The following is a 12945-nucleotide window of genomic DNA, read 5'->3' as shown; positions in this document are numbered from 1 at the left end:
TTGACTTCCTCTTCGGGTTTTGCATTCGATGTTCCCCTATTTTTTGCGACTGGCGAGTAAGGCGGGATTGACCGCTAGGAAGCTTCGCGGTTCTATCGAGCGCCTGGGTAGAGCCACTTTTTAAAACTATAAATGCTTCCATCATGTCTAATCTGACTACGACGTCACCTGTCTCTGAATATCTCTCGTCCCGCTCGCCGGATGAAGTGAATCCCGCCATGCTGAGCTATGTTGCGAACCTGCAACAAGTTGCCTCGGTAAACGCGCCGATCGCCGCATCGATTGTGAAAGAGCTCCAGGACCAACGCAGCAATCTCAAGCTCATTGCGTCCGAGAATTTTACCACGCTGAACACTCAAGCGGCCATGGGCAATTTGCTTACGGACAAGTACGCGGAAGGATTCGCTGGGGCTCGCTACTACGCGGGTTGCGACAACATCGATGCGATCGAGAGCGAAGCCTGTGAGCAAGCCTGCCGGCTTTTTGATGCGGAGCACGCTTATGTGCAGCCTCACTCGGGGGCGGATGCGAACCTGATCGCTTTTTGGGCCATCCTGCAGGCTAGAGTCGGCACACCTCTCATCGAGGAAATGGGTGAAGCCAACCCTTCCAAAATGTCCCGAGAGGATTGGAACAAGGTGCGCGCGGCGATGGGTAATCAGAAAATGCTCGGACTGGATTACTACTCCGGAGGCCACTTGACTCACGGTTATCGATTTAACATTTCCGCCCAGTTTTTTGATGCCTACAACTATTCAGTCAGCAAGGAGACCGGGTTGCTCGACTACGATGAGCTGGAAGCTCAGGCACTGGAGATCAAGCCATTGATCCTGTTAGCGGGTTATAGCGCCTATCCGAGAAAGGTAGATTTCCGTCGGATGAAGGAAATAGCTGATAAGGTGGGAGCAGTTCTGTTGGTTGATATGGCCCACTTCTCAGGACTGGTTGCCGGGGGTGTTTTCGAGGGCGACTACAATCCGATGCCGTTTGCTGATGTAGTGACAACGACCACACACAAGACACTCCGAGGCCCTCGTGGTGGAGTGATCCTTTGTAAAAAGGAGTTTGCTGAGTATATTGATAAAGGGTGTCCTCTCGTGATTGGCGGACCGCTGCCGCACGTTATGGCAGCCAAAGCAGTTGCTTTTAAGGAAGCAAACGAGACTGAGTTTAAAGAGTACGCGCAGAACGTGGTGAATAATTCGCGAGCCATCGCGGACGCCATGATCGACGAAGGTCTCAAGATCTGCACGGGTGGAACCGACAACCACCTCTTGCTGATCGACGTGACTCCGTTCGGTCTCAACGGACGACAGGCGGAAGCCGCCGTTCGTGAATGTGGCGTTACGTTGAACCGAAACTCGTTACCTTTCGATCCCAATGGCCCCCACTACACGAGTGGATTGCGAGTTGGTTCCCCCGCGATCACATCATTGGGAATGGGAGCCGAGGAGATGAAAGAGATAGCTTCGATTTTTAAGCTCATACTCTCAAGTACTACGCCAAAAATACTCACTAAGGGTAAAAATGCGGGTCAGCCCAGCAAAGTGAAATACGATATCTCTGAAACTGTCGTAGAGGAGGGAAGAGCTCGTGTGCAAAGCCTTCTAGACCGATTCGTATTGTATCCAGAATTGGATGTCGAATTCCTGATAAGCCACTTTTCGCTATAGAAATTGAGAAGTATGGGCACGACAAAGCAGAATATTAACGGCTTCGGAAGCGAGCTTCCTTTTTGCCACTGAGATTGGTGGCTAGGTCCTACGAATACGGAGTCTTCACTTGAGGGAAATGTCGAAAAACTCCTTCTATTCCGATTACGATTTTGAGCCACTCGTTGGAGGGAAGCGACCAGATGACTACCGAACGCCTTTTCAGGTTGATAGGGACCGGATCATCCATTCATCAGCCTTCAGAAAGCTTCAATCCAAAACCCAGGTCTATCTTTCGGGAGAGTACGATTTTTACCGTACGCGGCTGACCCATTCCATTGAGGTTGCCCAGATTGGTCGATCGATCTGCCATTTCCTGCAAAGCGACTCGAAGTATTTAAACGACGACTTCTACATCGATTCGGATTTGGTTGAGGCCTGCTGCTTGAGCCACGATCTGGGCCATCCGCCTTTTGGTCATGGCGGTGAGCGAACGCTCCACCGTTTGTTTTACGACATTGGCGGATTTGAAGGGAATGCTCAAACCTTGCGTTTGATCACGGATACGCTGTACCATTCAAGTGGCAAGCAAAGGGGTATTTCTCCTACGAGGGCATTTCTCGACGGCATTCTGAAATACAAGTCTTCGTTTTCAGAAAGGGATCGGCCTCGAAACCACTTCATATACGACTTTCAACGTGTGTATCGAGAATTTGTACACGAGAAAGACATTGATCGTAAGGGAGCGCAAGTGGATGGGGCGTTTCGAAAGATGGCTAGTCTGGAGTGCCAGATAATGGACTGGGCGGATGATACTGCTTATTGTATCAACGATATCGTCGACGGCGTCCGAGCCGGTTTCCTTAGTTTGGAACGGCTTGAGCGTTGGGCGGCAAGAGAAGGTCTCGATGCCGAGTCGCAACCCTTGTTTGACGCTTTCGTTAATGATATCCGAAAAGACCGGCTCGAAGCGGTTTTCGGGGTCAAGATAGGCGACTTTATTCGGTCCTGCCGTCTCGTTCCTCGTGAAAGTCCTTTGTCGGGAGTTACAAACCGGTATGCGTTCTCCTTGGAAGTGAATTCGGAGGCAAAACGAACGGCCCGCTTCTTCAAGCGAGTGGCCCTAGACCTTATTTTTAGGTCAGCACCGCTTCAGCAGATGGACTATAAGGGAGATCGCGTTTTGGAGGATTTGTTTCGAGCCTTGTCGGATTCGTATTTGGAGTCTGAAAAGCCGAGATCCAAGATTCTTCCGGAACAGCAGGCGATTTGGATGAAGCAAGCAACGGAAGACCCCGAAAAGCAACGGTTGGTCGCTCGGGACTTCCTAGCCAGCTTGACGGATGGTCAGGCGTTGAGAATTCACAAGCGTCTTTACGATCCCGAATACGCTTCGATCATCGACCTAGACTAGAGCATTTTGCCTTTGGCAATTCGCGAAGGTAGGACTGAATCACCTACGGTCTCGTGAGGTCCATTGTTGGAGAATTTCTGAGAACTCGGATGATACCCTGTTGGAAAACCATAATCGCATGTTTGCGGAGCTCAATCGGGAATTTGATGAGCTTATTGACACCAGTTTCAATCCTGAGCAAAGGAACTTGCTGCTTTCCTCCGCACATAGCATGAGGGAATACGATCGAGCGTTCTAGCAAATCGTTTCGAGCGAGATCATCCAGAAAGCCCGTGTTCGCTCAGTTATCCGGGCGTTTGCCATGCCGGGAAGAGACAAGAATATCTTTTTGGGTAATATCGTGCATACGTTGAATCCACGGTGGCCGGTCGTTGTCGGAATGGGCTGGCCCTCTTCTTGGTCGATTAGAAGGGCGGCCTTTCTGGATGGTCAAACCCCTCGGGGAAATTATGGCCATGCGGTTACACTTGTTGGCTTTAGAAGCACCAACCGAAGACTGTAAGATGTAACTCTTTACATTCAAGAACATATGGGGGTCAACTGGGGTACAGACGGGTATGGATACGTTCGACACAACTACATGTTAAAGCACCTATATGGAGCTTTCGTAATGGAATCGGGCAGGTCCTTAAAACTAGGACTTCCTCAGCTGAGCAAGCTGGTCCAGGCAAGAATCGTAGATACGCGTCTGATTGCTCCAATCATAGTGCGATACTAGGCTTGCTCCCTGAAAAGGCTTTTTCCAAGCCCCGCTTTGGATCAGTTCTATCGTCAAGCGTCGCGCTTCGTCTTCTGTTTCATAGAAGTTCTGTGACCATTGGCTGGGCTCCAGATGATTGGGGTAGGCAAGCCGATTGGGTAGGATGGGGTGGCACCCGCAGTGTATTGACTCCACCACGCTTTGGCCGAAGAAGTCCTGTCGAGACGTGACTAGGGAAATGTCCGCCTCCCATAGCAGGCGAGCGTAGTCCGAGAAGAGAGGAACTTTCCCATATTGCACGATTTGGTTGCCGAGCCTTTCTTTTGCTTCCTTGAAATAAGGAGGTTCTTCTTCGAAGCCCTCTCCTAGCAAAGCCAAATCAAAATCGATCCCTTGTTCGACAAGACCGTACAATATTCGAAAGAAGCCGATGGGGTTTTTGTCGTACTCCCAGCGATGGTTCCAAACGATCAGTGGCTTGTCTGCCATTTTCCCTCGATTTGGACAGCGGAATGAGTCGAGTGCCTTCAGATCCATACCTAGCCAAAGGGTCGATGCGTTGTGTCGAATAGTTGAAACCGTATCCAAGTTTTGGAAATCCGGGTATCGTTTTAGGAAATTGGGTAAGGCGTCTAGAAACGACGTACGATGATAGTTGGAGTTGAAGTAGGTCGCATCTGCTGCCAAGGCACTGGAATAGTTGATAAACGCGTAGTGGAGGTCTCGTCCTTTCTTTGTATCAGAGTCCCTTGGGGACCAGGGATAGAGTAACTGGTTTTCATGGAAATAGACCGCAACCGGAGTACGAGCCGTTTCATCCCTTAGACAGGAGAGAAACACGGTCAGGTCGAGCATATCGCTGGCTACAATGGCATCGTATTGAATTCCATGGGCTCGGTATTTTTCCGCCATTGTTACGGCGGCTCCATGCATACGCCACTTCCAGTGGCACCCAGGCAGGGAGAGAATGTCTATCCGATGTCTAGAACGACTAGCGAATTCGTTGGCCCAGCGTTGGTGTGATCCGGTAAAGAAGGGCTCTACAAGACAGATCTTGAATGGCTTGGGAGGAGTCTGGTTTTGTGGTGACACTCTAGTTGTAGGAGCAGCCGCATCCACCCTGCTGGCAACAGCTCTCTCCAGCGGATGGCACCAGAGCACTCTGCACGCTTCCAGTCACGTTGAATCCGTATCCGCCTGTAATGACACGTTTTACGGGCACCCCCGTGGTTGGGTGGTTTGTCAAAGGCGCGTCATTCATGCTTTGCTGGTACTCAAACCGGACAGGTTCTTCGGAGTCAGAATCGGGAATTGTCTCATAGAGGTACGTTGCCATGCCTCTAACTTGTGTAGCGATAGGGGTTCGTCAATGTCGGGAAGCGTAATTTCTTGCTAAGAAAAGGAATTCGGGCTGCTTTGTCCGCCGATGTGGATCAGCGAAATGGCAAAGTGGATGGTGGCGAATCGGAGTAAGATCGCCCAGGTTGCGGCCTTCGTATTGACCATTGTTTTCTATGTCGGAGCGTTCCCTCCGTACGACTTTCCGGAAGCGGGATTTGTCGTGCTGATTCCCTTTCTGATCTGGTTCCGTATGGGGCCTACTTTAAAGCAGGTTGCCTGGACGGGGCTCTTAGCCGGTTGGGTGGCGTGGTTTATCCTTATCTTTTGGCTAAGTCATGTGACGTGGATGGGTTTGGCGCTTCTCTCGGGAGTAGTGGGGCTGCATTTTATGCTCTGGTGCGTGGGGACTTTTTGGTTGAGTAAGCGCCTCCTCGGAAAGGGTCCTTGGATGGGCCTTCCCTTCGCGATCGGAACCTCCGCTTTGTGGGTTGTTCTCGAACATATTAGAGGATGGGTTTTTACCGGTTTTCCTTGGTTACCGTTGTCAGCGAGTCAATGGAGTCGGCCCATCATGCTGCAGAGCGCCGTATTTTGGGGTGCTTGGGGGATTTCGTTTGGACTGGCGTTGCTCAATGCGGGCGTGGCTGCCTACATGCTGCGTATCGTCCGTTATTCGCGAACCGATACCAAGACGTTTTGCCCAGAGTTCTATCTGGCCCTCATTGTTTTCGTTAGCATGACCTTCTTGCAGACACGTCACATTTCGGGACAGGATAGGGAGCCTCTCTTTAGAGCGGCTGCCATGCAGCCAGCGATTCCCCAAAACGAAAAATGGGACGCTTCTCTAAGTAGAGAGATACTGGATCAAATTGAAAAAAACACCCTGCTTCTGGCACCGATGAAACCGGATCTGGTTTTCTGGCCGGAAGCGACCTTGCCGTATCCGATCAAAGGGGACACCATTATGCAGGCTTGGATCGAGCGATTAGCTACGCAGATTGATACCCCCATTTTTGCCGGAGCGTTGGTTGCAGAATCAGATGAAGTTTGGTACAATGGAGTGTATTTGATTCGACCGAAATGGGGAATGTATCCAGAATACTACGCGAAAAGGCACTTAGTTCCTTTTGGCGAGTACATCCCTTTGCGGAGCGTTTGGCCATGGATTGAAAAAATAGTGCCGATCGAGGGCGATCTGTATCAGGGAGAGGGAGTCTCCTTGTTGCCCTTGTCCATGCCGAGCCGAACCATTAATATTGGAACGCTCATTTGCTATGAAGACGTCTTTCCCAGTCTCGCCAGAAAGTCCACGCTTGAAGGTGCGGGCATGCTCTTCGTTGCCACAAACAGCGCCTGGTATGGTCAGAGCGCCGCTTCTTTCCAGCATATGGCCCACTCGGTTCTGAGAGCCGTCGAAAACCGTAGAGTTGTGTTTCGTGTAGGAAATGACGGATGGTCCGGGTGGATCGACGAATACGGTAACGTACGGGATGAACTCCTCGACGAGGAGGGCAAAATTTGGTTTTCTGGTGGTACGACCTGGAAAGTCGATCGAGACAAGCGGTGGAAAGGGCGAGAGACCTTTTATACCCAGAAAGGAGATTGGTTTGTCGCGGTTTGCTGGGGCGCTTTATTGATCGCTGGACTGATCGCCCTTCGTTATAAAGGTGCTCTGCAAGACTAGCCTTAGGGTGATTTGGTTTGCTGGTATTTGCTTTTGTGAGCCGCGGCTACTTTGGTGTACTTGTAGGCCCAGTTCTTGATGCCTGACTGCTCCTCGGGGGTCAGTATTCGGAAAACCTTTGCCGGAGACCCAAGGACGAGCGATCCAGGAGGAACTTTTGTTGAACCCGTTACAAGAGCGCCGGCTCCGATGATGCTATTCTTTCCGATCACGGAACCATCCATCACTGTTGCACCCATCCCGACAAGGCATTCGTCCTCAATCCTGCACGCGTGGATTATCGCCGCGTGTCCGATCGTTACGTCGTTGCCGATTTCCACGCCATAGTCATCCGCAAGGTGCACTATCGTACCGTCTTGTATATTTGACCGATCCCCGACTCTGATTGAGTTAATGTCTCCTCTGAGTACGCAACCGGGCCATATGCTGGCCTGGTCACCGATGGTAACATCACCCATCACAGCAGCTTCCTTGGCAACGTAGGCGGTATCCGGGATGACAGGATCTTGGGAAAGGTGCTTTTCTAGTCGTTCTTCGGTAGTCATGAGGTTGCTTCGTTGGGGAAAGGCTCGCCCTGCGGGAGAATCTCCCTAATGTTTCTCTCGAAAATATTGTCTAAATCAACCGGTGAAACACCGGAGCTCTTAAGGGAATCAATATGGGTCTTAAAATCCGGTTTGCGCTGCGTCTTCGGGAATGTCCGAAGGGGATAGTCGCTCCCAAACAGGATGCGATCGCACCCTATCGATTCGATTGCGGTTTGATAAATGTCGCGTGGGTACAGCAGTGGAACCGCAGCGGTGTCGAGATATACATTGCTGAGGCTCCTCAACTTGGGCAGCTCCATCATCCCAGCGAGATGGGCAAAGATGAAAGTAGTTTTCGGGTGGCTCTTTGCCAGCGCTAAAAGGGAATCGATTGGCGTTTCTATTTTGCCTGGATACTCGTGGCTTGTTGGATCGGTAACGTGAAAATTGACGGGAACGTTGTATTCGCCAGCTAGGGCAATTGCTAGATCCAAAGTTTCGTTTACGTAAGTGTAGCCTTGAGCGGGGGGATTGAGTTCCCCGATCCCGCCAAACCCGCATTCAAATGCCTGTTTCAAAGCGTCGATTGATGCGGCTCGCCCTTTAGCGTTGAAAGGTGCGAACGCCATCAGGCGATCCGGATGGCTAGCGATCCAATCCCTTTGCCAGGAGATGTTTTCGTAGCAAGTGTTGGCATTTTCCCAATACCAGCCAAGTATGATCGCCTGTTGGATCTCTGCGGCATCCATGTCCCTGAGTAGTTGATCAACCGAAGCCCATCCTTGCAGCTTTGGACCGGAGCTAGGGGAAACGCATTGGAGCCAACAGGGCTCTTTCCACTTCTCTGCCCAGGATCTCGTATTCTCGTAAGCGCTAGCTGGATACAAGTGAATATGCGCGTCGATCGTCATATCTCGAATTACTAAACGCCTTTCGACTCATATATTCTCTGGAGGCTCTGGCGTACGAGTCCGCCCATAGTCTGCCCTTTGAGGAAGTCGTCGTCCTTGTAGTGATGGGCTAGCTCTTGACGTAGTTGATGGACATTTTCAATAGGAGCGAGCGTGTCTTTTGACATTGATTCGAGGAGACCCTTTATGCGCAGCTTGCTTGTCTTCATTCTACGAGCGATCAAATGCTGCTCCTCACTCTGGTATTGATGGGCGGTATCCGCGTCGATGTGACTGACGCAGAACCCGACGAGCGGGTTGTTTTCTTTGAAAAATTGTGGCAAATAGAAATTCTTTCTTCCGTCATAAGATTGCTGGTCGAAGTCCATGGCCCGGATACGGATTTGCGTGCCTTCGAAGTCAGGAGTGATATCGACGATGAAGTTATAGGGACGCATGTCTCCGAGTAGGCGGACAAAGCATCGCTCGTTAAACTTTATCAGTTCCTTGGCAATTCGGATCGCTTTGAGCTGTTTGTTGTCGAGCCAGGAATCGATAAACATATCTCCTGGCAGGCCCACGATGTGCTCTTCGATGAGCGTGTCACGGTCCGTGATGAAGTGCATCCGATTCGGAGAAAGGAGGTGTTCGAGTTCGAGGCCGTAAATTCGAGAAGCATCCGCCTTCTTGACGTAGAAGTAGTCCTGGTTGTCGTTCCTTGAATTGACGATTCGAATTCGGAAGGGCTTGGAATTACCGAACTCGCAGTAGTCGATCCGGTCGACGTAGAGATGTTGAATGACGGAAAGATCACCACCGGCTTTGATAATCGCGTAAACGCGCTTGAGCCCGTCGGAAATCTTAGCGATCAGGACATGATCGTATATGACCGTTTTCCATAGAGTATCTTGATCGTCATCGTCATAAAGGGCAGCAGCAGCCGAAAACTGCTCGAGGTCGTTGTAAGATACCGGAAGGCGGTTCTCCCGATTGAAATTTGTCAGGTAATAGCGAAGCGTGTCGCTGATCGGGAAGGCAGGCTTTCGAGGAGTTCCGGAACGCTGCTTTTGAATTGTTTCGCCGAGAGACTTAACGAGAAAGTTTGGATTTGTGTCTTGGTTGTCCACAGAGAAGCGAGTCGTTAAGAACTTAGCTTATTGTTCGGCAGCGACAAGGCCAATAAGCACGTCTCCCGAATTGACGTTCTTATCGCTGAGCTCTCTCGTAGGCGAATAGGAATTGCTGGGCATAGCCTGCTAGCGGACCGAGATGCACTCTGCCAAAGTGCTCAAGCTGGTCCTTGCTCCAGCCCTCGAGTTTGTAGCGGTTTTTTAGGACCTTCAAAATCCACGTATCAACAGGAAAGGCTTGGTATTTCTGGGCTCCGAAAAGGAGGGTGCAGTCGGCGATCTTCGAACCTACACCAGGAAATTTGATGAGTTCCTCTTTCGCCTCTTTATAGGGAAGCCCTTCGATTTCTTCTAGTATCTTGTTCGATCCCGCAATGAGATCGGCGGTTTGCTTTATATTCTTTGCCCGAAAACCTAGTCCGAGTGACCGAAGGACTGACTCGCTCGTTTTGGATAGTTGCTCCCAGGTTGGAAGGGCGTGCGGGCCTCCGGGAATAATCTCGGACCCAATTTCACGTGCCATGTTCTCGCACATGATTTTAATTTGGGGAATCTGTTTGGTCGCCGAGCAAAGAAAGCAAAGCAAGGTCTCAGCAAAAGGCTGGTTCAAAAGACGCAAGCCACGAAAAGCGTAGATAGCGTCAGCTAGCGCTGGGTCGCTTCGCCAAGGGAGTTGCTCTGTGAGGTCCGACCAATCGGTATCAACAAGCAAGTATTGGTGGAGAGATTCTGTTGCGTTCGCTTCTGATTCCTCTGGAAAACGGCACTCAATCGATTCTTCTGTATTCAGTCTTAACTGGGTGAAACTCTGAGACCAAATCCCTTGCCAGCATTGGTCTATTTCATTGTAAGACCACCGGAACGCTTGTCCGCCAATCAGGGTCTCTTGAAATGAAAGATCTGAAAACGGAGTTTTGAGTATGAGCGTTTGCCAGTGGGTCCAACGCATACGAGATTTCGATCCAAGGTTTTTGGGAGAGTTCTTACGACTAAGCGGAAACGCTCGACCACAAAAAGCTCTGGGAGCTTGAGAGAGTGGTTCCGTTTGTATCGAGAATCTCGATTTTCCAAGCCGTGGGGGTAGTTTCGCTAGTGCCCCAAATACCGTCGGTGAGTCCCACGAGTGCCCGCTTTTTCTTGATTGGCTCAATGTCGATTGTCTTGGTCTCGATATCCTGGGAACCCGGTCGAACGAAATGGATCCGAATTGATGCAGCATTCCTGGCTTGATCCTTCGTATCCAGTTTTAGGCCAACATAGTATCCGTTGCGTTGCGACGGATCGGTGCGGGCGATGTCATACCTTCCAGGATTTTCCTTCCCGGTGAGGTGCTCAGAGATTCGCTTGAAGGAGTCTTCGTCGCGCCGATCGGAAAAAATGATCTCAGCGGCCTGGGACGAGGCTCCGATGGCTGCAAAAACTAGAAGTGAGAGAATGAGTTTCATATTCTTAGGTGAAGAGACTGAAAGGGATGCTGAGGGTTCCACAATTGGAAAGAAGGCGAAAAATTACCAGCCATAGTTGCGGCGGATACGAACCGGCTCGTAGAGCTCATGGGGAATCTCCTGGAGGAACCGGCTCGGGGTGAGGAACATGGACGGTCCCCCTTTGGTATTCATCTTAGGGAAAAGTAGGTAAAGTTCATCGCGAGCCCGGGTGACTGCGACGTAGAAGAGTCGCCTTTCCTCTTCGGTATCTCCCGCCTCAATGGATCTCCGAATGGGGAAAAGCCCATCGGCCGCTCCGATGACAAAGACGACATCAAATTCGAGACCTTTGGCTTGATGAACGGTGGTGAGTCGGATCGACTGGTCGCTATCCTCCATATTGCGGTCCGCGACTTCGGAATTGAGCAGAGTGATTTGAGCGATGAGCTCCTGCATCTCTTCAAACCGGGCGGCGAATCCGATGAGCGATTTGAGGTCATCCAAGCGGTTGACGTAGTTGGCGTACGCTCCCTGAAGGTAGAGGCTGTACCAACCTTCGAGACCAATCTCCACGACTTCTTCGGGAGAACCGGACTCGTTGGCCTTTTTCATATCCTGGAGACTGATGGCGAGTGATTCCCAGTCTTGCCGCGCCGCGGCGGGAGCTTTTTTGGTTACTGAGGGATCGCTCATGGCGTCGATGAAGTCGAGTCTTTTTGACTTGGCCACCTCTGCGGTGAGAGCGTAGAGCTTCTGACCGTTTTTCTCGCCAACTTTGGGAAGCAATACGGCGAGTCGCATAAAAGCGGATACGTCTCTCGGATTGTAGACCAGTCGCAAGTGAGCGACCATATCCTTGATGTGAGCCTGTTCAAAAAACCGGACGCCACTGGTGATTTGATAGGGGAGACCCGCCCTGGAGAGCTCCATCTGCAAGTCAAGAGACTGATAGTGGGCTCGATAGAGGACGGCGATCTCGCTAGCCTCTTTCCCCTCTTCGAGAAGTCCCTGAATACGCGTTATGACAAACTGGGCTTGTTCCTTGCCATCCATTGCCTGAACCACGTAAGGGACCTGCCTCGAGGGCTTGAAGGCCCGCAGCTCTTTGTCGAACCCTTGCGTGGTCCTGTTCTGGATAACGGAATTCGCTAGGGTCAATATCTCCGGTGTACTGCGATAGTTTGTCTCGATTCGAAGAATACGAGTTTCCGGATGGCGATCCGGGAAAGTCATGATGTTTTCGTAGTTCGCGCCTCGCCAGGAATAGATGCACTGAGCATCGTCTCCCACTGCCATGATTTGGTGATTGGCACCCATCGTATCGACGATTTTGGCCTGAAGCGTATTAGTGTCCTGGTACTCATCGACCAGAGTGTGACGAAATCGTTGATTGTAGTATTCTTTTACCTCAGGAGCGACCTCCATGAGTTTGAGCCAATTGGTCAGCAGGTCGTCATAGTCGACCACTTGCTGCTCCTGCTTTCGTTTGGCATAGACTTCGGAAAAGGACTGTATCTGATCCACCAACTCATTGTGTTGGGGAAAGTAGTTGATAATGGTTTCCTCGATGGTGCCTCGCGTATTGCGCGCCATGCTGATGACGGAGGAGAGGGGGCCCGGTTTCGGGCGAGTCTTGTCCTTGAAGAAACTATTGTCGATGGCTTCGACCGCCCCTTTCAGAACGGATTCCGCTTCACCCGCATCGAGAATGGTGAAATTCTTGGCTAGACCAACAGATTCGCTATGTATGCGGAGCAACCGATGGCCAATGCTGTGGAAAGTCCCCCCCCAGAAGCGGCGCGGCTCAAACCCGGTCAGATCCTCGACCCGCTTGAGCATTTCCTTTGCGGCCTTGTTAGTGAACGTAAGAAGCAGAATGTCATTGGGGCTGACCCCCTGTGAGAGCAGATAGGCGACACGATAGGTTAGGGTACGGGTCTTACCACTACCGGCACCTGCTAAAATGAGGAGGGGGCCGGGCTCTGCGGTTACGGCAGCGTACTGCTCATCATTGAGATCACCCCGAAAGTCTATCGAAGGAATGTCGATCGAGGGGGGAGTCGCTGGGAGATTGAAGTCCATTTGGGGGAAGTAAGAATGAAAAAGGAAGATCGAAGAAGACTTTTCTCTTATACGCCCGAATTTATCTTTTCCCCGTTGGTCGGAATCCCATCCATGGT

The 12945-nt window shown here is 51.0% G+C and carries 12 protein-coding genes and 1 riboswitch; of the genes, 4 read left to right on the top strand and 8 right to left on the bottom strand.

The window, feature by feature from the left end; all coding sequences use genetic code 11:
• Positions 1-35: 35 nt before the first annotated feature.
• Positions 36-116, top strand: a riboswitch (ZMP/ZTP riboswitch).
• 27 nt (positions 117-143) lie between these two features.
• The 3 genes from GA004_RS17455 (at position 144) to GA004_RS17445 (ending at position 3568) form a co-directional block, all read left to right on the top strand.
• On the top strand, positions 144-1673 hold the full coding sequence (locus GA004_RS17455; protein WP_283395162.1) for a glycine hydroxymethyltransferase: 1530 nt from the start codon (positions 144-146) through the stop codon (positions 1671-1673).
• Between the two features lie 118 nt (positions 1674-1791).
• Positions 1792-3066 (top strand): deoxyguanosinetriphosphate triphosphohydrolase family protein, encoded by a 1275-nt coding sequence (locus GA004_RS17450; RefSeq protein WP_283395161.1) that lies wholly within the window; start codon positions 1792-1794, stop codon positions 3064-3066.
• Positions 3067-3367: 301 nt separating this feature from the next.
• Positions 3368-3568, top strand: coding sequence for a hypothetical protein (locus GA004_RS17445; RefSeq protein ID WP_283395160.1), 201 nt, complete (start codon positions 3368-3370; stop codon positions 3566-3568).
• A 132-nt stretch (positions 3569-3700) separates the two neighbouring features.
• Here the strand turns inward: GA004_RS17445 and GA004_RS17440 are convergent, their stop codons facing one another.
• Positions 3701-4858, bottom strand: coding sequence for a tRNA-queuosine alpha-mannosyltransferase domain-containing protein (locus GA004_RS17440; protein WP_283395159.1), 1158 nt, complete (start codon positions 4856-4858; stop codon positions 3701-3703).
• Position 4859: 1 nt separating this feature from the next.
• A complete protein-coding gene (locus GA004_RS17435; RefSeq protein ID WP_283395158.1) occupies positions 4860-5102 on the bottom strand; it encodes an FmdB family zinc ribbon protein in 243 nt (80 codons plus the stop codon).
• Between the two features lie 105 nt (positions 5103-5207).
• Between GA004_RS17435 and lnt the strand changes: the two genes are divergently transcribed.
• Complete coding sequence (lnt, locus tag GA004_RS17430; RefSeq protein ID WP_283395157.1) at positions 5208-6791, top strand: apolipoprotein N-acyltransferase; 1584 nt, start codon at positions 5208-5210, stop codon at positions 6789-6791.
• A 2-nt stretch (positions 6792-6793) separates the two neighbouring features.
• Here lnt and GA004_RS17425 read toward each other — a convergent pair whose 3' ends face one another.
• The 6 genes from GA004_RS17425 to GA004_RS17400 all read right to left on the bottom strand — a co-directional run bounded on the left by GA004_RS17425 (position 6794) and on the right by GA004_RS17400 (position 12847).
• Positions 6794-7336 carry a gamma carbonic anhydrase family protein gene (locus GA004_RS17425; protein ID WP_283395156.1) on the bottom strand — a complete coding sequence of 181 codons (543 nt, stop codon included), beginning with the start codon at positions 7334-7336 and terminating at the stop codon, positions 6794-6796.
• Positions 7333-8229: an amidohydrolase family protein gene (locus GA004_RS17420; protein WP_283395155.1), complete on the bottom strand. Its 897-nt coding sequence runs from the start codon at positions 8227-8229 to the stop codon at positions 7333-7335. Before GA004_RS17420 ends, GA004_RS17425 begins: the two co-directional genes overlap by 4 nt.
• An 11-nt stretch (positions 8230-8240) precedes the next feature.
• On the bottom strand, positions 8241-9281 hold the full coding sequence (locus GA004_RS17415) for a hypothetical protein (protein WP_343218871.1): 1041 nt from the start codon (positions 9279-9281) through the stop codon (positions 8241-8243).
• 133 nt (positions 9282-9414) lie between these two features.
• The gene (locus GA004_RS17410) at positions 9415-10287 is read right to left on the bottom strand and encodes a DNA glycosylase (RefSeq protein ID WP_283395153.1); all 873 of its coding nucleotides are present in this window, start codon (positions 10285-10287) and stop codon (positions 9415-9417) included.
• 40 nt (positions 10288-10327) lie between these two features.
• Positions 10328-10783, bottom strand: coding sequence for a hypothetical protein (locus GA004_RS17405; RefSeq protein ID WP_283395152.1), 456 nt, complete (start codon positions 10781-10783; stop codon positions 10328-10330).
• 63 nt (positions 10784-10846) lie between these two features.
• On the bottom strand, positions 10847-12847 hold the full coding sequence (locus GA004_RS17400; protein WP_283395151.1) for an ATP-dependent helicase: 2001 nt from the start codon (positions 12845-12847) through the stop codon (positions 10847-10849).
• Between the last annotated feature and the right edge of the window lie 98 nt (positions 12848-12945).

The sequence above is a fragment of the Candidatus Pelagisphaera phototrophica genome (assembly GCF_014529625.1).
Taxonomy (GTDB): Bacteria; Verrucomicrobiota; Verrucomicrobiia; order Opitutales; family Opitutaceae; genus Pelagisphaera; species Pelagisphaera phototrophica.
Note: the sequence above shows the minus strand (reverse complement) of the source record. Positions and strands in the feature narration are given on the sequence as shown.